Annotated in this window: 18 protein-coding genes; 13 read left to right on the top strand and 5 right to left on the bottom strand. The window is 73.8% G+C overall.

Going from position 1 to position 22561, the window contains the following annotated elements; all coding sequences use genetic code 11:
• Positions 1-68 precede the first annotated feature (68 nt).
• Both ACIBBD_RS20340 and ACIBBD_RS20345 read left to right on the top strand, forming a co-directional pair.
• Positions 69-1820, top strand: coding sequence for a glycosyltransferase family 2 protein (locus ACIBBD_RS20340; RefSeq protein WP_399420839.1), 1752 nt, complete (start codon positions 69-71; stop codon positions 1818-1820).
• The gene (locus ACIBBD_RS20345; protein ID WP_399420840.1) at positions 1817-2932 is read left to right on the top strand and encodes a glycoside hydrolase family 26 protein; all 1116 of its coding nucleotides are present in this window, start codon (positions 1817-1819) and stop codon (positions 2930-2932) included. Before ACIBBD_RS20340 ends, ACIBBD_RS20345 begins: the two co-directional genes overlap by 4 nt.
• Before the next feature lie 27 nt (positions 2933-2959).
• On the opposite strand, the gene ACIBBD_RS20350 is transcribed toward ACIBBD_RS20345, so the two are convergent.
• Genes ACIBBD_RS20350 through hmgA form a run of 3 tightly spaced genes read right to left on the bottom strand, consistent with a single transcriptional unit; the run spans position 2960 to position 6245 of the window.
• On the bottom strand, positions 2960-4099 hold the full coding sequence (locus tag ACIBBD_RS20350) for a type ISP restriction/modification enzyme (protein ID WP_399420841.1): 1140 nt from the start codon (positions 4097-4099) through the stop codon (positions 2960-2962).
• Between the two features lie 26 nt (positions 4100-4125).
• Positions 4126-4875 carry a GntR family transcriptional regulator gene (locus ACIBBD_RS20355; RefSeq protein ID WP_399420842.1) on the bottom strand — a complete coding sequence of 250 codons (750 nt, stop codon included), beginning with the start codon at positions 4873-4875 and terminating at the stop codon, positions 4126-4128.
• Between the two features lie 26 nt (positions 4876-4901).
• Positions 4902-6245 carry a homogentisate 1,2-dioxygenase gene (hmgA, locus tag ACIBBD_RS20360; RefSeq protein WP_399420843.1) on the bottom strand — a complete coding sequence of 448 codons (1344 nt, stop codon included), beginning with the start codon at positions 6243-6245 and terminating at the stop codon, positions 4902-4904.
• 190 nt (positions 6246-6435) lie between these two features.
• Here hmgA and ACIBBD_RS20365 point away from each other — a divergent pair, with 190 nt between their 5' ends.
• The 11 genes from ACIBBD_RS20365 (at position 6436) to ACIBBD_RS20415 (ending at position 20806) form a co-directional block, all read left to right on the top strand.
• Positions 6436-7119: a hypothetical protein gene (locus ACIBBD_RS20365; protein WP_399420844.1), complete on the top strand. Its 684-nt coding sequence runs from the start codon at positions 6436-6438 to the stop codon at positions 7117-7119.
• On the top strand, positions 7116-7760 hold the full coding sequence (locus ACIBBD_RS20370) for a TetR family transcriptional regulator (protein ID WP_399420845.1): 645 nt from the start codon (positions 7116-7118) through the stop codon (positions 7758-7760). The genes ACIBBD_RS20365 and ACIBBD_RS20370 overlap by 4 nt, the downstream gene beginning before the upstream one ends.
• Before the next feature lie 99 nt (positions 7761-7859).
• Positions 7860-10112, top strand: coding sequence for a molybdopterin oxidoreductase family protein (locus tag ACIBBD_RS20375; RefSeq protein ID WP_399420846.1), 2253 nt, complete (start codon positions 7860-7862; stop codon positions 10110-10112).
• A 136-nt stretch (positions 10113-10248) separates the two neighbouring features.
• The gene (locus tag ACIBBD_RS20380) at positions 10249-11703 is read left to right on the top strand and encodes a CitMHS family transporter (RefSeq protein ID WP_399420847.1); all 1455 of its coding nucleotides are present in this window, start codon (positions 10249-10251) and stop codon (positions 11701-11703) included.
• Between the two features lie 36 nt (positions 11704-11739).
• Complete coding sequence (locus ACIBBD_RS20385) at positions 11740-13119, top strand: MFS transporter (protein WP_399420849.1); 1380 nt, start codon at positions 11740-11742, stop codon at positions 13117-13119.
• Positions 13120-13220: 101 nt separating this feature from the next.
• Positions 13221-13793, top strand: coding sequence for a hypothetical protein (locus tag ACIBBD_RS20390; RefSeq protein ID WP_399420850.1), 573 nt, complete (start codon positions 13221-13223; stop codon positions 13791-13793).
• Positions 13780-14931, top strand: coding sequence for a class F sortase (locus ACIBBD_RS20395; RefSeq protein WP_399420851.1), 1152 nt, complete (start codon positions 13780-13782; stop codon positions 14929-14931). The genes ACIBBD_RS20390 and ACIBBD_RS20395 overlap by 14 nt, the downstream gene beginning before the upstream one ends.
• A gap of 291 nt (positions 14932-15222) precedes the next feature.
• The gene (locus ACIBBD_RS20400) at positions 15223-16569 is read left to right on the top strand and encodes an ABC transporter ATP-binding protein (RefSeq protein WP_399420852.1); all 1347 of its coding nucleotides are present in this window, start codon (positions 15223-15225) and stop codon (positions 16567-16569) included.
• 209 nt (positions 16570-16778) lie between these two features.
• Positions 16779-18167, top strand: coding sequence for an aldehyde dehydrogenase family protein (locus tag ACIBBD_RS20405; protein WP_399420853.1), 1389 nt, complete (start codon positions 16779-16781; stop codon positions 18165-18167).
• Between the two features lie 10 nt (positions 18168-18177).
• Positions 18178-19257 carry a Zn-dependent alcohol dehydrogenase gene (locus ACIBBD_RS20410; protein ID WP_399420854.1) on the top strand — a complete coding sequence of 360 codons (1080 nt, stop codon included), beginning with the start codon at positions 18178-18180 and terminating at the stop codon, positions 19255-19257.
• A gap of 226 nt (positions 19258-19483) precedes the next feature.
• Positions 19484-20806, top strand: coding sequence for an MFS transporter (locus ACIBBD_RS20415; protein WP_399420855.1), 1323 nt, complete (start codon positions 19484-19486; stop codon positions 20804-20806).
• 6 nt (positions 20807-20812) lie between these two features.
• Here ACIBBD_RS20415 and ACIBBD_RS20420 read toward each other — a convergent pair whose 3' ends face one another.
• On the bottom strand, positions 20813-21748 hold the full coding sequence (locus tag ACIBBD_RS20420; RefSeq protein ID WP_399421027.1) for a DMT family transporter: 936 nt from the start codon (positions 21746-21748) through the stop codon (positions 20813-20815).
• A gap of 71 nt (positions 21749-21819) precedes the next feature.
• Entirely contained in the window at positions 21820-22533 is a 714-nt protein-coding gene (locus ACIBBD_RS20425; RefSeq protein WP_399420856.1) for an ArsR/SmtB family transcription factor, read from the bottom strand.
• Positions 22534-22561: the final 28 nt, after the last annotated feature.

Raw genomic sequence — 22561 nt, forward strand, 5'->3', positions numbered from 1 at the left:
ACCGTGCGGAGTGGACGGCCGGAGCGTGACGCACGAATGCGTGCCGCGCTCCGAGGGGGGGAGGAAGGATGACGGTCTCCGGGCCGCGGGACGAGGGGGCGCAGGCGGCCTACCGGCGCTGCGCCTGGGCCACCGGCCCGCTGACGCCGGCGCCGGGCGGCCCCGTACGGGTACGGTTCCGCCCCGTGCTGACCGGCGCCGAGCGGGCCGTCCTCACCGCCCTGGCCGTGCTCACCGCGCTGTGCGGAACCGGCCTCGCCGGCTGGCTGCTGCTCCCCGCTCACCTGCCCGGGGGCGGCGCGTCCGCGGCCGGGGACTGGCGGCTCGTCCCGGCCCGGCTCGCCTTCTGCGTGGTCGTCGCCATCGAGATCATCAAGGTGGTGCAGGTCTTCGCCGTGTGGACGTTCGCCTGGCACGCCCGGGACCCGCTGCCGCTCACGCCTCCCCTGGGGCTGCGGGTGGCGATGCTGACGACCGTCGTACCGGCCAAGGAGCCCCTCGACGTCGTGGAACGCACTCTTCGGGCCATGCTGCGCGTCACCTACTACGGCGGCGTCGTCGACGTGTGGATCCTCGACGAGGGCGACGACCCGGCCGTACGGGCCATGGCCGCCCGGCTCGGCGTGCGCCACTTCACCCGCAAGGGTCGTCCCGAGTACAACCGCCCCTCGGGGGCCTTCCGTGCCCGCACCAAGGCCGGCAACCACAACGCGTGGCGCGCCGAGCACGAGCACCGCTACGACGTCGTCGCCCAGATGGACCCCGACCACGTCCCCCTGCCCTGCTTCCTGGAGCGTTCCCTCGGCTACTTCCACGACCCCGACGTCGCGTTCGTCGTCGCGCCCCAGGTGTACGGGAACATGGACGACAACTGGATCGCCCACGGTGCCTCCGTCCAGCAGTACGTGTTCAGCGGGATCGTCGAGCGCGGCGGCAACGGACTCGACGCGCCCCTGCTCATCGGCACCAACCACCTGTACCGGGCGACCGCCTGGCGGAGCATCGGCGGCTACCAGGACTCGATCATCGAGGACCACCTGACCAGCATGCGCGCGCAGGGCACGGTCAACCCGGCCACCGGCGACCGGTGGAAGGGCGTCTACACCCCGGACGTGATCGCCGTCGGCGAGGGACCCACCAGCTGGACCGACTACTTCAACCAGCAGAAGCGCTGGGCCTACGGGGTCTGGGAGATCAAACTCGACCACCGCCTCACCGAGGGCATCCGGCTCCACCGGCGCCAGCGGCTGCTCTACACGCTGGTGCAGTTCTACTACCCGAGCGTGGCGGTGACCCTGCTCCTCGGCACCGCGGCGACCGCCCTGGCGCTGCTGCTCGGGGTCATGACGGCCGGTCTGGAGGGGCCGACCTGGCTGGGACTGTGGTCCGCCGGGATGGGCAGCTGGCTGTGGCTGTGGTGGTGGCTGCGCCGCTTCAACCTCGCCGAGCACGAGCGGCGCGAACTCGGCTCCCACGGTTTCGTCCTCGCGCTGTTCGCCGGCCCGGTCTACGTGGCGGCCGCCCTCTCCGCACTGCTGCGCCGGCCGCTGGGGTACGCGGTCACCGCCAAGGGCGGGCTGCGCAGCGCCGACTCGCCGCGCACCTTCCGCCTCCACCTGGTCTGGGCGGCGACGGTCGCGGCCCCGCTGGCGGCCAGTTACGCCCTGGGCCACGACAACCCCGCGCCCCGCCTGTGGGCGGTGCTGGCCCTGCTGACCGGCGTGCTCCCGCCCCTGCTGGCGGCGGCGGAGGCCGCAGCGGTCCCGGCCGCCACGGTCAGCGCGCCCTCCGCGTGCGGCCCGCGGGCGGAGGGGCGATGAGGGTCACGGCCACCAAGGGGCTCACCGCGGTGCTGGCGCTGCTGCTGGGCGGCTACGTCTTCGTGGTCGGACCGCATCTCGCGGGGGAACAGGAGAGGGGGCGCACGGCGGCGATCGATGCCGCGCTGCCGCCCACCACCGGCATCCGGCCGACCCCCGCGGACGGAGGAGGCGGGCCCGCGCCGACGTTCCCGGCCCGTGGGGAGGTCTTCGTCGGCATCATGACCGACGAAGGCGTCCACGACCTCACCGAGGCGGCCCGTTTCACCCGCCGCACCGGACACCGGCCGCAGGTCTACGAGTTCTCCCTCGACTGGGCGAGCGACCGGTTCGACGCCCGGCTCATCGACAACGTCGCCCGGCGCGGCATGATGCCCCTGGTCGCCTGGGAGCCCTGGGACCACCGCGAGGAGCCGGAGGAGGAGCAGCTGCGCGGGGAGCAGCCCCGCTACCGGCTCTCCCGGATCATCGACGGCGCCTTCGACGCGTACGTCCGCTCGTGGGCGGAGGGCATCGCCTCCCTCGGCTACCCGGTGGGGATCCGCCTCGCCCACGAGATGAACGGCTACTGGTACCCGTGGTGCGAGCAGGCCAACGGCAACCGTCCGGGCGAGTACGTACGGGCCTGGCGGCATGTGCACCGCATCTTCGAACGGGCGGGGGCGACCAACGCGGTCTGGGTGTGGAGCCCCAACGTCCACTACGAGAACGCCACCCCGTTCGAGGGTCTCTACCCCGGCGACGCCTACGTGGACTGGGTGGGCCTGTCCGGCTACTACGGCACCACGGGCAGGGAGAACTACCGGTCCTTCGACGCGATCTTCTCCGCCAGCGAGCGGCGGCTGCGCCGGATCACCGCAAAACCGCTGGCCATCACCGAGCTGGGTGCCACGGACGCGGCCGGCCGCAAGGCGGAGTGGATCGCCGGGATGTTCCGCGCGCTGCCCCGGCACCCGCGCATCATCGGCGTGATCTGGTACCAGGCGTTCCGGGTGATCGACTGGCGGGTCACCACCTCGCCCGAGAGCGTCACCGCCTTCGCCTCGGGGGTGTCCGCCCCGCGCTACCGCACCCCCTGGTCGCCCGACGCCGAGCCACGCCGGCGGCTGTGACGCCGGGCGCTGTGCTGCCGGCAGGCGTCACAGCAGCGCGAACTGGCCCTCCGGGCCCTCCTCCTGGTGGTCCAGCACCGACGCCGGGCGGCGGGCCGCATCCGGCACCGGCAGGACGCCCGCCGCGCGCAGGTCCGATGCCGTGACCGGCTCCGTCACCCTCACCTCCTCCCGCAGCGGCCGCAGTTCGGCCAGCAGGGCCAGCACGGTGATCAGTTCGAGGAGTTCGGACGTCCAGGTCTGCGGCCAGGCCGTCGGGCGGATGGCGGCCAGGGTGCCCGGCTCGGGCCGCGTGGTCCGGGCCGCGAACCACTGCTCCAAAACCCGCGCCCCTCCCGCCTCGAAGTCCCAGGCCTCCGGCGGCACCGGCGAGATACGGCCCTCGTCGAGGTGGAGGGCCTCCTCCTCGCGGTCGTAGCGGAGGGTCAGGGGAAAGACCGGGAGCGGGGCGCGGACGTAGGGGCGGCGCCCGCCGGGGAGTCGGGGGCGGTCACCGTCGCGGCGCAGCAGCCACAGGACGCGGTGGCCCAGTTCGACGCCCCGGGACCACAGGTCCGGGTCCCGGGTGAGGGGGACCGTGAGGTCGGGGCGGACGGCGGTCAGTGTCCAGGCCAGGAAGTCCAGCGGGTCGGGGGAGTGGCCCAGGCGGTCCAGCAGCCCCGGGGCCAGGTTGGGTTCCGCGGCGCCCGGGCGCCGGTACAGCGGGCGGACCCGGCCCGCGCGCAGCAGCGGGAACAGGGAGGTCGCCAGGAGAGGCGGGCCGTCCGGTGTCTCCACCGCGAACACCTGGTGCTCGTCCGCCACCCGCCACAGCTCGGGGCGGGCCGCGTCGATCAGGCGGTGGTCGGGGATCAGCCACCGCTCGTCGAAGGGCGCGGCCAGGACCCGGACCGGCTCCGGGCAGGGGCCCGACGCGCGCGCCAGCCTCTCCGTGCCGGCCGGACGGCCGGGCAGGTGTCCCACCGCGGTGTGCGGGGTGCGCGAGCGCGTCGGCTCGAACAGGGCCTCGCGGGCCGGCCCGTCCGCGGCGAGCAGCGCGGCCCAGCGGTCCCTGAGCGAGGCCCGGTCGGGGGCCAGGGGCCACCCCCGGCCGAGTCGCGGCGGTGCGACGGACCACGGCATGAGGTCCGCGAGCGGCGGAGCGTCGTCGTGCGTCACGCTGGGCATCGTACGACGGCCTTCCGGTGCGCGGGTCAGGTGGCGTCCAGGGTCACCGTGAAGGAGAAACGGTCCCCGCGGTAGTGGATGACGGCCACGTCCAGGGGGCGGCCGCCGGCGTCGTACGTCACGCCCGTGTAGTGCAGGATCGGGCTCAGCAGCGGGACGCCGAGCAGCCGGGCCGTCTCCGGGTCCGCCAGGCGGGCCTCGACCGTGTCCGTGATGCGGCTGATGTCCGCGCCCACGACGTCCCGCAGCACCTTGGTCATCGGCCAGCGCACCAGGTCGTCCGGGTCGATCCGGGAGGCGACGTCGGGACGGACGTAGTTGCGGGCGTGGTTGGTCGGCTCGCCCGTCTTCTCGTCGCTGCGCAGCCGGTGGTAGGTCGCCACCTCCGCCACGTCCGGGAAGTATTCGGCGAGTTCCGCCGGGGTGGCCGTCCTCCCCTGACCGAGCAGCTCCGTCGCCATGCCGGACTGCTGGGCCACGATCGCGTCGACCGAGCCCAGCAGCCGGACCGGGGCGCCCCGCCGGGCGGTCGGCTCGATGAACGTGCCGCGCCGGCGGTGCCGGGTGATCAGCCCCTCGTCCTCCAGCTCCTTCAACGCCTGCCGCATGGTCAGCACGCTGACCCCGTAGTGCCCGGCCAGCTGCTCCTCCGTGGGCAGGCGCAGCGGGTCCCTGGGCGAGCGGCCGAGTATCGAGGCGCGCAGCGACTGCGACACCTGGTACCAGAGCGGCAGCTTGCGGTTGAGGACGATCGAGTCCGGGGCGAAGGAGGTCACGGGCCATCCGTACCGGGAGGGGATCTTCAGTGCAAGGGGGGGAAGTGGCGTTCGAGGCCCGACCACACGTCGTCGTACCGCTGCTGGAGGTGGTCCGCGCGGGCCGCCTGCGGGGTGAGGGCGACCGGCCAGCGGGTCTCGAACATGAACGCCAGCCCGTCGTCGACCTTCTGCGGCCTCAGCTCGGCGGCGCTCGCCCGGTCGAACGTCTCCCGGTCCGGTCCGTGCGCCGACATCATGTTGTGCAGCGAGCCGCCGCCCGGCACGAAACCCTCCGCCTTCGCGTCGTAGGCGCCCTCGATCAGCCCCATGTACTCGCTCATCACGTTCCGGTGGAAGTACGGCGGCCGGAAGGTGTCCTCGCCCACCAGCCAGCGCGGCGCGAACACCACGAAGTCCACGCCCGCCAGGCCCGGGGTGTCGGACGGCGAGGTCAGCACCGTGAAGATCGACGGGTCGGGGTGGTCGTAGGAGATCGTGCCCATGACGTTGAAGCGGCGCAGGTCGTAGACGTACGGGACGTGGTTGCCGTGCCAGGCGACGACGTCCAGGGGGGAGTGGTCGTAGGTGGCCGTCCAGAGGTTGCCGCAGAACTTGTTCACCACCTCCACCGGGCCCTCGGTGTCCTCGTACGCGGCGACCGGCGCGCGGAAGTCGCGGGGGTTGGCGAGGCCGTTGGCGCCGATCGGGCCGAGGTCGGGGAGGCGGAAGGGGGCGCCGTAGTTCTCGCACACGTAGCCGCGGGCGCCGGGGCCGCGCCCGTCGTCGGACCCGGTGTCGAGGAGGTCGACGCGGAAGCGGACGCCGCGCGGGATCAGCGCCACGTCGCCCGGCTCGGCGTGCAGCAGGCCGAACTCCGTGCGCAGCAGGAGGCCGCCGCGCTCCGGGACGATCAGCAGCTCGCCGTCCGCGTCGCTGAAGACGCGGTCCATGGAGGAGGTGGCGTGGTACAGGTGCACGGCCATGCCGGCGCGCACGCCTGCGTCGCCGTTGCCGCCGAGGGTCCACAGACCCGCCAGGAAGTCCGTCCCCGGCGCGGGCTCGGGCAGCGGGTTCCAGCGCAGGCGGTTGGGGTCGGGGACGGTCTCGGTGAAGGGGGCGGTGCGCAGGGCGCCGTTGTCCGTGCGGGTGAACGCCGGGTGCGCGGCCGACGGACGGATCCGGTACAGCCACGAGCGGCGGTTGTGGGCGCGCGGCTCGGTGAACGCCGTACCGCTGAGCTGCTCCGCGTACAGGCCGAGGGGGGCGCGCTGCGGTGCGTTGCGGCCCTCGGGCAGGGCTCCCGGCACGGCCTCCGAGGCGTGCTCGTTGCCGAAGCCCGAGAGGTAGGTCAGCCCCTCGGCCGTCTTGCGTGCGTCCCCGCTGTTCATGCGTGCTCCCTCGGCCGCTGATTCCTATGCATCACCGTAGGATTGCGTTTTCCCGTGCGCAAGGGGGAGGGGTGCCGTCCCGGCACTCCTGCGCGCTCCGGAACTCCTCCTCTCGGAGGACGATCGCGCGATGCGAGAACCAGACTCCAGGGGGATTCCTGGGTCGTACCCGTGTTCTACGCTCCCCGGCATGTCGTGGACGCGTCGCTCCCTCCCCGCGCTCGCGGTCTGTGTCCTGCTGCTGACCGGATCCGCGGGCTGCGGCTCCGGTGCTGCCCGCGAGCCGGACCGGACGGCGGCGCCGGGTACGGTCTCGCCGGCGCCGGTGGGCAAGGTGCTGGAGGACACCGACGACGACGGGCGGCACTACCGCGAGGTGGACCAGGAGGGCGCGCCGGACGTCGGGGTCGAGGTGGAGCCCGAGGCCGACGGCGGCTGGGACGTCCGTCTGACGGTGCGCAACTTCCGGTTCTCGCCGGCCGGGACGACGGCGCGAGCGGTCGCCGGCCGCGGCACCGCCCGGCTCTTCGTGGACGGCCGCGCCGTCGCCGACCTGCGCGGCCCCTCCTACGGCATCCCCGCCGGATACCTCCCGCAGGGCACCCACCAGGTCACAGCGCGCCTGTACGCCGACGACGGCACGGTGTGGGCGGTCGACGGCAAGCCGGTGGAGAGCACCGCGGACATCACGGCCTCGGAGCCGGAGGCGTCCCCCGCGGGTGCCGCGTCGTCCGATCCGGGGGCGGAGGCGTCCCCGGAGGCGGAGCCGGACGCGAAGGTGTCCGCCGGTTCGCCGTCCGCGCTGAGTGCACCGGGCACCTTTCTCCGTACCGAGGGGCGAGGTTCACCCGACCGCGGCGGAAAGGCATCATGAAGCCCGTGCCCCACGCGACATCGCTCCGTCGTGCGCCCGTGCAGCGGCGCAGTGCCGAACGGCTGACCCGCATCCTCGACGCCTGCGCCGACCTCCTGGACGAGGTGGGCTACGACGCCCTGAGTACCCGTGCCGTCGCCCAGCGCGCCGGCGTCCCCATCGGCTCCGTCTACCGCTTCTTCGGCAACAAGAAGCAGATGGCCGACGCGCTCGCCCAGCGCAACCTCGAGCGCTACGCGCAGCGCGTCACCGAGCGGCTCGAGGCCGCCGGGGGTGAGGGCGCCGCCGGCGAGGCCGGGGGGCGCGGAGACTGGCGGGCCGCCATGGACGCCGTGCTCGACGAGTACCTGGCCATGAAGCGGACCGCGCCCGGCTTCTCCCTGGTCGACTTCGGCAACCAGATCCCGGTCGGCGCCCGCGGCGAACCCAACCACCGCGTCGCGGACCGCCTCACCGACCTGCTCTCCGGCTACCTCGGCCGCGAGCCCGACGAGCAGCTGCGGCGTACCTTCCTGATCGCCGTGGAGACCGCGGACACCCTCGTCCACCTGGCCTTCCGGATGGATCCGGCGGGGGACGAGAAGGTGATCGAGGAGACCCGGGAGCTGCTGCGGGCCTACCTCGCCCGCTCTCTGGACTGACGGCCGGCGGTTCTCCCGGGCGGGGGCCTCCCCAGCATGCGTACCGGTCGGTATGCTCGGCGCACAGAGAGCGCCAGCCGCCGCCATCCGGGAGGACCCGTGTCCCGCACCGCCCTGCGTATCTGTCCCCTGTGCGAGGCCACCTGCGGGCTGACCCTCACCCTCGACGGAACCCGGGTCACCGGCGCCCGCGGCGACCGGGACGACGTGTTCAGCAAGGGGTTCATCTGCCCCAAGGGTGCCTCCTTCGGTGCCGTCGACGGCGACCCCGACCGGCTGCGCGCGCCGCTCGTGCGCCGCGACGGGGAACTGCGCGAGGCCACCTGGGAGGAGGCCTTCGACGCGGTCGCCGCCGGCATCCGGCCGGTCGTCGAGCGGTACGGGCCGCACTCCGTCGGTGTCGTCCTCGGCAACCCCAACGTGCACACCGTGGCCGGCGCGCTCTACCCCCCGGTACTCCTCGCCGGGCTCGGCACCCGCAGCCTGTTCACCGCCTCCACGGTCGACCAGATGCCCAAGCACGTCTCCAGCGGGCTCCTCTTCGGCGACGCCAACGCCATCCCCGTGCCGGACCTCGACCACACCGACCACCTCCTCCTCATCGGCGCCAACCCGCTGGAGTCCAACGGGAGTCTGTGCACGGCGCCCGACTTCCCCGGCAAGCTCAAGGCCCTCAAGGCCCGCGGCGGCACCCTCACCGTGATCGACCCCCGCCGCACCCGGACCGCGCGCCTGGCCGACCGGCACATCGCGATCCGTCCCGGCACGGACGCCCTGCTGCTCGCGGCGATGGCGCACGTGCTGTTCGAAGAAGGGCTCGTGGACCTCGGGGAGTCGGCCGCGCACGTCGAGGGCGTCGAGGAACTCCGCGCCGCCGTCCGGGACTTCACGCCCGAAGCCGTCGCCGGGGCCTGTGACGTCGAAGCCCCCGTCACACGGGCCCTCGCCCGCGAACTCGCCGCCGCCCCCACCGCCGCCGTCTACGGCCGCATCGGCAGCTGCACCGTCCCGTACGGCACCCTCGCCAGCTGGCTCGTCGACGTCCTCAACATCCTCACCGGCAACCTCGACCGGCCCGGCGGCGCCCTCTTCCCGCAGGCCGCCACCGACCGGACGCCGCGCCCCGCCGGCCCCGGCCGGGGCTTCGCGCTCGGGCGCTGGCACTCCCGGGTGAGCCGGCACCCCGAGGCCAAGGGCGAACTGCCGCTGTCGGCGCTCGCCGAGGAGATCGACACCGTGACGCGGGAGGGCGAGCCGATCCGGGCCCTGATCGCCGTGGCCGCCAACCCCGTGCTCTCCGCCCCCGACGGCGACCGGCTCGACAAGGCGCTCGACTCCCTCGACTTCATGGTCAGCGTCGACCCGTACCTGAACGAGACCTCGCGCCACGCCCACGTCGTACTGCCGCCGCCCCCGCCCTCGCAGAGCCCGCACCACGACTTCGCCTTCAACACCCTCGCCGTGCGCAACCAGGTCCGCTACACCCGGCCCGCCGTCCCGCTGGAGCCCGGCCGGATGGCCGAGAGCGAGATCCTCGCCCGGCTCACCCTGGCCGCCACGGGGATGCACGGCGCCGACCCCTCCGCCGTCGACGACCTGGTCATCGGCCAGACCCTCGGCAAGGCGGTCGGCGACCCGCACTCACCCGTGCACGGCCGCGACCCGCGGGAGCTCGCGGCACAGCTCACCGGCGACAACGGCCCCGAACGCCGGCTGGACATGATGCTGCGCCTCGGCCCCTACGGCGACGGCTTCGGCGTACGGCCCGACGGGCTGAGCCTCGCCCGGCTGCTGGAGCACCCGCACGGCATCGACCTCGGCCCGCTGCGCCCGCGGCTGCCGCAGCCGCTGAAGACACGCAGCGGGCGGATCGAGCTCCTGCCGCCGCCGATCGTCGACGATCTTCCCCGGCTGAGGGAGGCGCTGGCGGAGCGGCCCGCCGGGCTCGTCCTGGTCGGACGCCGGCATCTGCGGTCCAACAACAGCTGGATGCACAACGTGCCCGCCCTGACCGGCGGCACCAACCGCTGCACCCTGCACATCCACCCCGAGGACGCCGAGCGGCTGGGCGTCCGGGACGGTGCCCCGGTGCGTGTGAAGGGCGCCGGGGGAGAGGTGACCGCCCCGGCCGAGGTCACCGACGGCGTGCGCAGGGGCGTCGTCAGCCTGCCGCACGGCTGGGGCCACGACCGGCCCGGCACCCGGCTCGGCCATGCCTCGGCCGACCCCGGCGTCAACGTCAACCAGCTCCTCGACGGCAGCCTGCTCGACCCGCTGTCGGGCAACGCGGTCCTCAACGGGGTGCCCGTCGAACTGGCCGCGGTGGCCGAAAAGCTCATGCCTCTGACCTGAGCAAAGCTGTGACCAGGACTTTTGCGCTTATTGCTCGCACGTCAACGTCTTGTTAACACCGTTTGAACGGTCCTAACGTCAACGCACCGCCGACCCCCAGGTGGGATGTTCAAGGGCGAACGTTAGGTATCCACACATGCTGACCATCCTCGGCTTCGCCATGATCGCGACCTTCCTGGTCCTGATCATGCTGAAGAAGATGTCGCCGATCGCGGCGCTCGTACTGATCCCCGCACTCTTCTGCGTCTTCGTCGGAAAGGGCGCCCAGCTCGGCGACTACGTCATCGAGGGGGTGGGCAACCTCGCGCCCACCGCCGCGATGCTGATGTTCGCCATCGTCTACTTCGGCCTCATGATCGACGTCGGCCTCTTCGACCCGATCGTGCGGGGCATCCTGAAGTTCTGCAAGGCCGACCCGCTGCGCATCGTCATCGGTACGGCCGTCCTCGCGGCCATCGTCTCGCTGGACGGCGACGGCTCGACCACCTTCATGATCACGGTCTCGGCGATGTACCCGCTGTACAAGCGCCTGAAGATGAGCCTGGTCGTGATGACCGGTGTCGCCGCCACCGCCAACGGCGTCATGAACACCCTGCCCTGGGGCGGCCCGACGGCCCGCGCCGCCACCGCGCTCAAGCTCGACGCCGGCGACATCTTCGTGCCGATGATCCCCGCGCTCGCGGTCGGCCTGCTCTTCGTCTTCGTCCTCGCCTACTTCCTCGGTCTGCGCGAGCGCAAGCGCCTCGGTGTGCTGAGCCTGGACGAGGTCCTCGAGCAGGAGAAGATCGTCCAGGACGAGCAGGAGCAGGAGACCGAGACGGCGGTGCTCGTGGGCGCCGGCGCCTCCGGCGGCTCCGGCAAGGTCCGCCTCACGAAGGCCACCGGCGCCGGGACCGGCTCCGACGCGGCCGGCTCCGAGGACGAGGGCGACGACTCCGACGACATCCGCCTCCAGGGCCTGGACCCCGACCGGCCGACGCTGCGGCCCAAGCTGTACTGGTTCAACGCGCTGCTCACGGTGGCCCTGCTCACCGCGATGATCATGGAGTGGCTGCCGATCCCGGTGCTGTTCATCCTCGGCGCCGCGCTCGCGCTGACCGTGAACTTCCCGCACATCCCCGACCAGAAGGCCCGGCTCGCCGCCCACGCCGACAACGTCCTCAACGTCTCCGGCATGGTCTTCGCCGCCGCCGTCTTCACCGGCGTCCTGCAGGGCACGGGCATGGTCGACTCGATGGCCAAGTGGATCGTCGACGGCATCCCCACGGGCATGGGCCCGCACATGGCGCTCGTCACCGGCTTCCTGAGCCTTCCGCTGACCTACTTCATGTCGAACGACGGCTTCTACTTCGGTGTCCTGCCGGTCCTCGCCGAGGCCGGTGCCGCGCACGGGGTGTCGCCGCTGGAGATCGCCCGCGCCTCGCTCGTCGGCCAGCCGCTGCACATGTCGAGCCCGCTGGTCCCGGCCGTGTACGTGCTCGTCGGCATGGCGAAGGTCGAGTTCGGCGACCACACCAGGTTCGTGGTCAAGTGGGCCGCGATCACCTCGCTGGTGATCCTCGGTTCCGGAATCCTGTTCGGCATCATCTGACCGTCCTGACATCCGACCCTTCTGGGAGGACTCGACATGGGGCCCGGTGGGAACCGTGGCTGGCTGCTCCGCCTCGTCATCGCCTTCGGCTTCGCGCAGGGGGCGGTGTCGATGGCCCGGCCCGCCGTCTCCTACCGGGCCCTCGCCCTGGGCGCCGACGAGCGGGCGGTCGGCGTCATCGCGGGCGTCTACGCCCTGCTGCCGCTGTTCGCGGCCGTCCCGCTGGGCCGCCGTACCGACCACGGCCGTTGCGCACCCCTGCTGCCCGTCGGCGTGGTCCTCATATCCGGCGGCTGCGCGCTGAGCGGCGTCGCCGGCTCGCTCTGGGCCATGGCCGTGTGGAGCGGGGTCATGGGCCTCGGCCACCTCTGTTTCGTCATCGGCTCCCAGTCGCTGGTGGCCCGTCAGTCCGCCCCGCACGAACAGGACCGCAACTTCGGCCACTTCACCATCGGCGCCTCCCTCGGCCAGTTGGTCGGCCCGATCGCGGCGGGCGCCCTCATCGGCGGCCCGGACAGGGCGGGCACCAGCGCCCTCGCCCTGCTCGTCGCGGGCGCGGTCGCCGCGGTCGCGTTCACCTCGCTGTGGCGCATCGAGCACCGCCACACGGCCCCCGCGTCCCGTACCGCACAGGGCGACCGCGTGCCCGTCGTGCGCATCCTGCGCGCCCGGGGCGTGCCCGCCGGCATCCTGGTCAGTCTCTCCGTGCTGTCCGCGACCGACATCCTCACCGCCTACCTGCCGGTGGTCGGCGAGCACCGGGGCATCGCGCCCTCCGTCATCGGCATCCTGCTCAGTCTGCGGGCGGCGGCCACCATCGCCTGCCGTCTCGTGCTCACGCCCTTGCTGCGGCTGCTCGGGCGCACGGCGCTGCTCACCGTGACCTGTCTGCTGGCGGCCCTGCTGTGCGCGGGGATCGCGCTGCCGATGCCGGTCTGGGGCCTCGCCGCGATCCTCGTCGTCCTCGGCTTCTGTCTCGGGGTCGGGCAGCCGCTGTCCATGACGACGGTCGTCCAGGCCGCTCCCGACGGCGCCCGCTCCACCGCCCTCGCGCTGCGTCTCACCGGCAACCGGCTCGGCCAGGTCGCCGCGCCCGCCGCGGCCGGTCTGATCGCCGGGGTCGCGGGCGTGGCCGCCCCCTTCGTGATGCTCGGGGCGCTGTTGCTGCTGTCGTCGGGGGTCGCGCTGCGTTCGCCGGCGCGGACCGCGCGCGGTGAGCGGGAGACGGGAAGCGGGGGCGGGAAGCCCGGGACGGGAGGCGGGGCCGAGGAGCCCGGGACGGGGGGCCGGGGTGGGGAGCCCGGCACGAGGAGCCGGGGCGGGGGATCGGGGGCGGGGAGCTCCAGCGGGGAGCCCGGGACGGGGAGCTCGGCGGAGCGGACCGGGTCCCCGATGGGCCGGAAGAGGGATATCTGAGGTGCGGCACGCGGCGCTTCCGTGACCCGGGGCCCGAAGTGTGACATTCAGTCAGATGCAAGCCGATTTGTATGAAAATCATCTGACTCGGAGGTTCTCTGATGCCGACCTCGTCCCGTCCACGCAGGGCCGCCGCGCTGACGGCCCTCGCCGTCGGTGGAGCCGTGCTCCTCGGAGCGCCGGCTGCCGTCGCCGCCCCCGGGGACAACGGAGACATCAAGGTGCACTCGGTGGGCACCGCCGTCAACGCCCAGGCCAACCAGCCCAAGGTCTGCAAGTTCTACCTGGACGCCTTCAACTTCGACGTCGCCCAGGGCATCACCTGGACCATCGAGCCGCAGTCCGCGCAGGCCGGCACGAGCGCCACGCTCTCCGGCGCCATCACCCTCGCCAACGGAGCCGGCGTCACCGAGAACCTGCTGCTGCCCACCGGACACTACAAGCTGACCTGGCGGATCGCCGGCGGCCAGGGCGCGGGCAAGCACAAGGTCTTCAAGGTCGACTGCCCGAACCTGCCGCCGGGCGGCCCCAACGGCGGTCCGCCCGCGGGCGGCGGCGGCCTGGCCCGCGAGGCCGCGTTCACCCCGGTCGCCGGCGCGGCGGCCGTGGGGCTGGCCGCGGTCGGCGGAACGGCATGGTTCCGGCTGCGCCGCCGTTCGCATGGCGCCGCGTAGGCGGAGCCGCAGGCCCTGGTACCGGACGCGCGCCTACCGCCTGACGAGGACGGCCGTCCTGGCCGTCACGCTGGTGGCGGGCGGCGTCTGGTGGGCCCAGGACGAGGAGCCCGCCGAAACGGTCACGGCCGCTCCGGCGGGCTCCGTCGGAAGGGCGGATGCCACCGGGGCGGTCGCCTCCGGCGTCGGTGAGGTGGCGGGTTCCGCCGGGATGGTGGGCGCCGGTGAGATGGCGCCCGCCGCCGGCGTGCCGGGGGCGGCGGGAGGGGCGGTGGCGGACGCGCGGGGCCCGAAGCAGGAGGCTCCGCCGGGCTCGTCGCCGCGGTCCCTGCCGTCCCAGGCCTCCGCCCGGCAGACGGTCCCGTCGCGGTCGGTGCCTCCACGGCATCCCTCGCCACAGCCCCCGTCCGCCGGGCACCCCGGCCCGGAGGCACGGGCCGCGGGTCGGCAGCAGGCCGCGCCGGCACCGAAGACCGCCGGGGGTTCGCACCGGCCCCGGCCGGGCTCGAAAGCGGCGGCCACGCGTCCGCAGGGCAGGGCCCACCGGCCGGCCCAGCCCCGGAGTCCGGCCGCCACCGCCGGCCGGTCCCCGGCCACGCCCTCCCGCCCCCAGGCCGCCCCACCCCGCTCCCGCGCCACCTCCAAGAGCGCGCGTCCCCGCCCCCTTCCGCGCTCCCGCGCCACCCGCCTCGCCATCCCGTACCTCGGCATCGACGCCCCGATCATGGACCTGCGCCTGGACGCCGAACGGCGGCTGCCCGCACCCCCGGAGGACGATCCGAAGCTGGTCGGCTGGTACGCGGAGGGCCCGACGCCCGGCGAGCAGGGAACCGCCGTAGCCGTCGGCCACCTCGACACCGACACCGGACCGGCCGTCTTCGCGCCCCTGTCCGAACTCGAACGCGGCCGCCAGGTGGAGGTCCGCCGCGCCGACGGGCGGATCGCCGTCTACACCGTCGACGCCATCAAGACCTACGACAAGGCGCACTTCCCCGACCGCGAGGTGTACGGCCCCCGGGGCCGCCCGGAGCTGCGGCTCATCACGTGCGGCGGCACCTTCGACCGCGAGAAGGGATACACCGGCAACCTCGTCGTCTTCGCCCACCTCACGAAGCTCCGCGCACCGCACACCCACTGAACGGCGCCGGCCGCGCCCCCGCCTCGACGCCGAGGTGACTCCCGCCGAGCCGAGGGCCGGCGCCACGGAACCTGCCCCCCTCCGGCGCTGAGGCACACCGCCTGAGGCACATCCCCCTGAACCGGGCCGTCCGCCCTCTCGGCTCCACCCGCCCAGGGTCCGATCCGGTCCGCTCTCTTCCCCGGCCGGGCACAGTCCGTTAACTTCCGTGACCCATCCACCCCGTGCGACGCGCGGGGGACGGCCGACCGCGGAGCACCAGCGCCCTAGTGAGCCCCCGGGGACACTCTCATGACACGCGCCATCTCCCTGCACGACGTGAGCAAGGTCCACGACAGAGGCGCCCGCGTGGTGGACCGGCTGTCGCTGGACATCGCGCCCGGCGAGTTCCTGGTGCTGCTCGGGCCCTCGGGCTGCGGCAAGTCCACCGTGCTCAGGATGATCGCCGGCCTGGAGCACATCACCGAGGGGGAGCTGCGGCTCGACGGCGTGTACGCCAACGAGCTGCCGCCCTCGGAACGGGACATCGCGATGGTCTTCCAGAACTTCGCGCTCTACCCGACGATGACCAGCCGCGACAACATCGGTTTCCCCCTGCGCATCGAGTCGCCCGGCACCGATCCGCGTTCGCGGGTGGACGCCACCGCCCGCATGCTCGGCATCGAGGACCTCCTCGACCGTTTCCCCGCCCAGCTCTCCGGCGGGGAGCGTCAGCGCGTCGCCATGGGCCGGGCCATCGCCCGCCACCCCTCCGCCTTCCTGATGGACGAGCCGCTGTCCAACCTGGACGCCAAGCTCCGCAACCGCCTGCGCGCCGAGATAGCGGGCCTGACCCGGGGACTGGGCGTCACCACGGTGTACGTCACGCACGACCAGGCCGAGGCCATGTCCCTGGGCGACCGGGTCGCCGTGCTGCGCGGCGGTGTCCTCCAGCAACTCGACAGCCCGCGCGCGGTCTACGCGCTGCCCCGCAACGTCTTCGTCGCCGCGTTCATCGGCACCCCGCGCATCAACCTCCTGCGCGGCCTGGTCCGCGCCCCGCTCGACGGAGCGATGACGATCAGCCTCGGCAAGCAGGCCCTGCGCCTGCCCGAACCCCTCTCCCCGGACCACAAGTTGCTGCGCGTGCAGCAGGGCCGGGAGGTGATTGTCGGCCTGCGCTCCGAGGCCGTCCGCGTCGGCCGGCTCGCCGACGCGCGTCCCGGCGAGACCCACATCACGGGGCTGGTGGAGCACGTGGAGTTCCAGGGCCACGAAGCGCTCGTCCACTTCAACACCGGTTCGCGTCCCGCCGTCGTACCGGAGCTGGAGGCGCCGCGTCCGCTGCCCCGGCCGCCCCGGCGCCGCCGCCGGGAGAGCGGGGTCCTCGACCGCCTGTGGGGGAGGGCGGGGAAGGCGGGCGGTCTGCGGGCCGGGCCGGTGGTGGTGCTGGACGAGCAGCCCGAGCCGGGCCCCGCCGTGACCTCGCCGGAGGGCAGGCTGCCCGGCGACCTCGTCGTGCGCACCACCCCCGACTTCGACCTGCGGCACGGCATGCAGGTGCCCCTCCTCGTCGACCTCGCCCACCTGTTCGTCTTCGACCGGCACGGTGAACGGATCTGCCCCGCGCCGGCCCGCCTGCCGGACCTCGACGCGTGACACGCCGGGCGTCTCGGCTCCCGGGAAGTGACACCGCCGGGCGTCGCGGCCCCTGGGGGTGACACCGCCGGGTGTCCCGGCTCCCGGGAAGTGACACCGCCGGGCTCCGGTGCCACCGTGAGGCGTCGCACGGAGGGCACCCCTGGTGCCCAAAAACTATCGACGCTAGTTTAGGGCGCGGACGACGAGGACCGCCCGGAGGGAACACGATGAAGGCACACGACGGCATCTACCTCGACGGCGCCTGGCGCCCCGCCGCCGGCCAGGACGTGATCGAGGTCGTCAACCCGGTGGACGAGCAGGTCATCGGCCGGGTTCCGGCCGGCGGCGCCGCGGACGTCGACGCCGCGGTACGGGCCGCCCGCGCCGCCCTCCCGGCCTGGGCCGCGACCCCGCCGGGCGAGCGGGCCGCGCGCCTCTCCGCCCTCCGGGACGTACTGGAGGCCCGCAAGGACGAGATCGCCGAGACCGTCACCGCCGAACTCGGCTCCCCGCTGCCCTTCTCACAGGCGGTCCACGCGGCCGTCCCGATCGCCGTGGCCGGCTCCTACGCCGAACTGGCCGCCACCCACTCCTTCGAGGAGAAGGTCGGCAACTCCACCGTCCTCCACGAGCCGATCGGCGTGGTCGGCGCCATCACGCCCTGGAACTACCCGCTGCACCAGATCGTCGCGAAGGTCGCCCCGGCCCTGGCCGCGGGCTGCACGGTGGTCCTGAAGCCCGCCGAGGACACCCCGCTGACCGCCCAGCTCTTCGCCGAGGCGGTCCACGAGGCGGGCGTCCCGGCCGGCGTGTTCCACCTCGTCACCGGCCTCGGCCCGGTCGCCGGACAGGCCCTCGCCGAACACCCCGGCGTCGACCTGGTCTCCTTCACCGGCTCCACGGCCGTGGGCAAGCGGATCGCCGCGACGGCCGGCGCCGCGGTCAAGAAGGTGGCCCTGGAGCTCGGCGGCAAGTCCGCCAACGTCATCCTCCCGAGCGCCGACCTCGCCCGGGCCGTCAACGTCGGCGTCGCCAACGTGATGTCCAACTCCGGCCAGACGTGCAGCGCCTGGACCCGGATGCTGGTGCACGCGTCCCGGTACGACGAGGCCGTCGAGCTGGCCGCGGCGGCCGCCGCGAAGTACGGCGACCGCATCGGACCCGTCGTCAGCGCCCGGCAGCAGGCACGGGTGCGCGGCTACATCGAGAAGGGCGTGGCCGAGGGCGCCCGGCTGGTCGCGGGCGGCCCCGAGGCGCCGCGTGAGCGGGGCTGGTTCGTCAGCCCGACCGTCTTCGCCGACGTGACCCCGCAGATGACGATCGCCCAGGAGGAGATCTTCGGCCCCGTCCTGTCGATCCTGCGCTACCAGGACGAGGAGGACGCCCTGCGCATCGCCAACGGCACGGTCTACGGCCTGGCCGGAGCGGTCTGGGCCGGCGACGAGGCGGAGGCGGTGGCCTTCGCCCGCCGGATGGACACCGGCCAGGTCGACATCAACGGCGGCCGCTTCAACCCCCTCGCCCCCTTCGGCGGTTACAAGCAGTCGGGCGTCGGCCGGGAACTCGGCGCGCACGGCCTCGCCGAGTACCTCCAGACCAAGTCCCTGCAGTTCTGAGGAGCCTCCCGTGGTCCGTGCCGCCGTCCTGCCCGCCGTGGGCGCCCCTCTGGAGATCACCGAGATCCACCTGCCCGACCCCGGCCCCGGCCAGGTCCGGGTCCGGCTGACCGCCGCCGGGGTCTGCCACTCCGACCTGTCCCTGTCCAACGGCACCATGCGCGTACCGGTTCCGGCCGTCCTCGGCCACGAGGGCGCCGGCACCGTCGTGGCCGTCGGCGAGGGCGTCACCCACCTCGCACCCGGCGACGGCGTCGTCCTGAACTGGGCGCCGTCCTGCGGTCGTTGCCATGCCTGCGGGCTGGGCGAGGTGTGGCTGTGCGCCAACGCCCTCAGCGGGTCCGCCGACGTGTACGCCCGCGGCGCCGACGGCACCGACCTCCACCCCGGTCTGAACGTCGCCGCGTTCGCCGAGGAGACCGTCGTCCCCGTCTCCTGCGTGCTGCCCCTGCCGGAGGGCATCCCCCTCGTCGACGCGGCCCTGCTCGGCTGTGCCGTCCTCACCGGCTACGGCGCCGTCCACTACTCCGCCCGGGTCCGCGGCGGCGAGACGGTGGCCGTGTTCGGGGTCGGCGGAGTCGGCCTGGCGACCCTCCAGGCGGCCCGGATCGCCGGCGCGTCCACGATCGTCGCCGTCGACGTCTCCCCGGAGAAGGAGGACCTGGCCCGCGCGGCGGGCGCCACCGACTACCTCGTCGCCTCGGAGAACACCGCCCGCGAGATCCGCGCGCTCACCGGCAAGCAGGGCGTCGACGTCGCCGTGGAGTGCGTGGGCCGGGCGGTCACCATCCGCACGGCCTGGGAGTCGACCCGCCGCGGCGGCCGCACCACGGTCGTCGGCATCGGCGGCAAGGACCAGCAGGTCACCTTCAACGCCCTGGAGCTCTTCCACTGGGGCCGCACCCTCTCCGGCTGCGTCTACGGCAACTGCGACCCGGCCCGCGACCTCCCGGTCCTCGCCGACCACGTCCGGGCGGGCCGCCTGGACCTGGGCTCCCTGGTGACCGAGCGCATCGCCCTGGAGGGCATCCCGGCGGCGTTCGAGAACATGCTGGCGGGGAAGGGAGGACGGGCGCTGGTCGTCTTCTGACCCCCGCCCCGCCCGCCGCGGCGACGCCCGCCCCGCCCGCCGCGGCGACGCCCGCCCCGCCCGTCGCGGCGGCCCCCATCCCGCCTGGTCGCTTCGCCCCGCGCCGCCCCACCCCTCGCGCAGAAGACTGCTCTCCCACAAGCCTCGTGCACGACCGTTGACCCCATACCGTCCGGTCAGTATGTTCCCGGGAACGTCCCCAACGCACCCACCGGAGTGTGCACGTATGGACACGGTCCCCTCCGCTCACCCCGTCCCCACCACCGCGCCGGCGGCTCCCCACCGCCGGCGCGTGGCCACCGCCGCCGCCCTCGCCTCGGCGGTGGAGTGGTACGACTACTTCGTCTTCGGCATCGCCGCGGCCCTCGTCCTCGGCGACCTGTACTTCCCGGCGGGCAGCTCCACCGCCGGTGTCCTCGCCGCCTTCGCGACCTTCGCCGTCGGGTTCCTCGCCCGTCCGCTCGGCGGCATCGTCGCCGGGCACCTCGGCGACAAGCGCGGCCGCAAGCCGATGCTGGTGCTGGCGCTCACCCTCATGGGCGTGGCCACGACCGGCATCGGCCTGCTGCCGACGTACGACACCATCGGTGTCGCCGCCCCGGTGCTGCTCGTCGTCCTGCGGGTCGTCCAGGGCGTCGCCGTCGGCGCCCAGTGGGGCGGGGCGATGCTGCTGGCCACCGAGTACGCCCCCGAGGGCAGGCGCGGCCTCTACGGCAGCGTCGTGCAACTCGGCGTCCCCATCGGGGTGGTCACCGCCAACACCGTCTTCCTGCTGGCCGGCGCCTTCACCACCGACGGCGCGTTCACGGCCTGGGGCTGGCGCGTGCCGTTCCTCATCGGTCTGTTCGTGCTCGTCCTCGCCTGGTACATCCACACCCGCGTCGAGGAGACCCCCGCGTTCCGGGAGGCGGAGCGGGCGCTGGCCGAGAAGGAGAAGGCCGAGCAGGGCTCACCGCTGCGCACGATCCTCCGTGACCACCTCGGCACCGTGCTGCTGGCCGGCGGCTCCTTCGCCGTGAACACCGCGACCTTCTACATCCTCATCACCGGCGTCCTCGACTACACCACCCGCGAACTCGACATGGAGCGCGGCGCCGTCCTCACCGTCTCCCTCTGCGTCAGCCTCACCCAGCTCGTCCTGATACCGGCCGCCGCCGCCCTCTCCGACCGGGTCGGCCGCATCCGGATCTACGCCCTCGGCGCGGCCGGCATCGCCCTGTGGGCCGTCCCGCTGTTCCTGCTGATCGACACCGGCTCGCTGCTGTGGCTCGCCGTCGGCACCTTCGTCGCCAGCTGCTTCCTCAGCATCATGTACGGCCCCCAGGCGGCCCTGTTCGCCGAGCTGTTCACGCCCGAGATGCGCTACACGGGCGCCTCCCTCGGCTACCAGATCGCGGCCGTGGGCGGCGGCGGCCTCGCGCCGTTCGTGATGGTGCTGCTGCTGGAGACGACCGGCACGTCGATGGCGGTGTCCGCCTACATCATCGGTCTCTCCGTGATCGCGCTCGCCTCCATCAAGGTGCTGGCGGACCGGGCGCGTAACCGCTGACGGCCCTCACGGCGTCGACCGCCGGGTCTGCCCGGGCCGTCGCTCCCCCGCGACGACCCGGGCCGCCCGCGTCCGCGAGCGGGACACCGCCACGCCCGCCAGGCACAGCGCCCCACCCACCAGCGTGAGCAGTCCCGGCACCTCGCCCAGCGCAAGCCACGACATCAGCACGACCAGCGCGGGCACTGCGTACGTCGTCGCCCCCATCCGGCTCGCGGTCGTCCGGGCCAGGGCGTACGCCCAGGTCGTGAAGGCGAGCGCGGTCGGGAACACGCCCAGATAGACCATGTTGAGCGTCGCCAACACCGGCGCGTCGGCGGCCTCGCGCACCAACTGCCCGGCGAAGGGCAGACACACCACCGCCCCGACCAGACACCCGAACGTCGTCACCTGCAACGCGCTCGCCCGGGCCAGGGCGGGCTTCTGCGCCACCACCCCACCCGCGTACGCGACCGCCGCCAGCAGGCACAGCACCACCCCGAGGACCGAGGAACCACCCCCGCCCGACATGGACAGCCCCACCGTCACCGCGCCCGCGAACGACACCGCCATCCCCGCCAGCAGCCGCGGCGGCATCGCGTCCCCGAGCAGCCGCGCGCCGAGCAGGGCGATGAGGAGCGGCCCGATGTTCACCACCAGGGCCGCCGTGCCCGCGTCGACCTGCTGCTCACCCCAGTTCAGGACCACCATGTAGAAGCCGAACCACAGCAGCCCGGACACCGCGATCCCGCGCCAGGCCGGCCGCGGCGGCCACCCCTCCCGCCGTACGAGACAGATCACCCCCAGTGTCAGGGCCCCGGCCAGCAGCCGGCCGAGGGCCAGCGCACCCGGGGAGTACACGGAACCGGCGCTGCGGATGGAGACGAAGGCGGAGGCCCACAACACGACCGTGACCGTGGCCGCGCCCGCGGCGAGCAGCTCCGTGCGACGGGGGGAGTTCATCATGCTCCTGAGGTTGGGTAGGAACCGGAACGAGGGCTCGCGGATTTCGGACGGGGGAGTGGGGGCGCGCTCTACCGCAGCGCCGCTCCGTCGATCCCCAGCAGTTCGGCCAGCGCGCGCTCGCCGAGCGCGGTGACCCGCACCGCACGCTCGGAGCCGATGCGCACGCACCACCCCGCGCCGAGGGCGTGCCGGCACAGGGCCGCGCCCGCGACCCCCGCGAGATGGGGACGGCGTTCGGTCCAGTCGAGGCAGGCGCGGGCCAGCGGGCGCCGCCCCCCGCGGTCGAGGCCGATACCGGCGTCCGCGAACCACCGCACCCCGGCCTCCGTCAGCGCGAACCCGGTGTCCTGGACCAGTAGCCCGCGCCTGGTCAGCGCGTCGGTGACGGTGATGCCGAGCCGTCCGGCGAGATGGTCGTAGCAGGTGCGCCCCCGGGCCATCGCCGACCCGGCGCTCGACTCACGCAGGTTCCGCGGCGGCCGTACGACCTCCACCGGCCCGACCTGGGCGGCGAGGTCCTCCACCAGCTGCGCGACCCGGGCGTCGGCGAGCCGTACGTAACGGTGCCGTCCCTGCCGTTCCTCGGCCAGCACCCCGCCCGCGACGAGCTTGCCGAGGTGCTCGCTCAGCGTCGACGCGGCGACACCCGCGTGCCGGGCCAGCTCGCCGGCGGTCCACGCCCGTCCGTCGAGCAGGGCGAGCAGACAGGCGGCGCGCGTCTCGTCGGCGATCAGTCCGGCGAGACGGGCCAGCAGGGGTGCCCGGGGATCCTTGGCCGTCATGCCTCCCAGCATGGGACAGCGACGGTTC

The sequence above is a fragment of the Streptomyces sp. NPDC051315 genome, assembly GCF_044455165.1.
Lineage (GTDB): Bacteria > Actinomycetota > Actinomycetes > Streptomycetales > Streptomycetaceae > Streptomyces.

What these genes read in the sequence shown, in the direction of transcription:
- ACIBBD_RS20340 (WP_399420839.1), top strand. Translation starts at nt 69, where the DNA reads ATGACGGTCTCCGGGCCGCGGGACGAGGGGGCGCAGGCGGCCTACCGG.
- ACIBBD_RS20385 (WP_399420849.1), top strand. Translation starts at nt 11,740, where the DNA reads ATGGGGCCCGGTGGGAACCGTGGCTGGCTGCTCCGCCTCGTCATCGCC.
- ACIBBD_RS20380 (WP_399420847.1), top strand. Translation starts at nt 10,249, where the DNA reads ATGCTGACCATCCTCGGCTTCGCCATGATCGCGACCTTCCTGGTCCTG.
- ACIBBD_RS20415 (WP_399420855.1), top strand. Translation starts at nt 19,484, where the DNA reads ATGGACACGGTCCCCTCCGCTCACCCCGTCCCCACCACCGCGCCGGCG.
- ACIBBD_RS20365 (WP_399420844.1), top strand. Translation starts at nt 6,436, where the DNA reads ATGTCGTGGACGCGTCGCTCCCTCCCCGCGCTCGCGGTCTGTGTCCTG.
- ACIBBD_RS20420 (WP_399421027.1), bottom strand. Translation starts at nt 21,748, where the DNA reads ATGAACTCCCCCCGTCGCACGGAGCTGCTCGCCGCGGGCGCGGCCACG.
- ACIBBD_RS20395 (WP_399420851.1), top strand. Translation starts at nt 13,780, where the DNA reads ATGGCGCCGCGTAGGCGGAGCCGCAGGCCCTGGTACCGGACGCGCGCC.
- ACIBBD_RS20370 (WP_399420845.1), top strand. Translation starts at nt 7,116, where the DNA reads ATGAAGCCCGTGCCCCACGCGACATCGCTCCGTCGTGCGCCCGTGCAG.
- ACIBBD_RS20345 (WP_399420840.1), top strand. Translation starts at nt 1,817, where the DNA reads ATGAGGGTCACGGCCACCAAGGGGCTCACCGCGGTGCTGGCGCTGCTG.
- hmgA (WP_399420843.1), bottom strand. Translation starts at nt 6,245, where the DNA reads ATGAACAGCGGGGACGCACGCAAGACGGCCGAGGGGCTGACCTACCTC.
- ACIBBD_RS20425 (WP_399420856.1), bottom strand. Translation starts at nt 22,533, where the DNA reads ATGACGGCCAAGGATCCCCGGGCACCCCTGCTGGCCCGTCTCGCCGGA.
- ACIBBD_RS20390 (WP_399420850.1), top strand. Translation starts at nt 13,221, where the DNA reads ATGCCGACCTCGTCCCGTCCACGCAGGGCCGCCGCGCTGACGGCCCTC.
- ACIBBD_RS20400 (WP_399420852.1), top strand. Translation starts at nt 15,223, where the DNA reads ATGACACGCGCCATCTCCCTGCACGACGTGAGCAAGGTCCACGACAGA.
- ACIBBD_RS20405 (WP_399420853.1), top strand. Translation starts at nt 16,779, where the DNA reads ATGAAGGCACACGACGGCATCTACCTCGACGGCGCCTGGCGCCCCGCC.
- ACIBBD_RS20350 (WP_399420841.1), bottom strand. Translation starts at nt 4,099, where the DNA reads ATGCCCAGCGTGACGCACGACGACGCTCCGCCGCTCGCGGACCTCATG.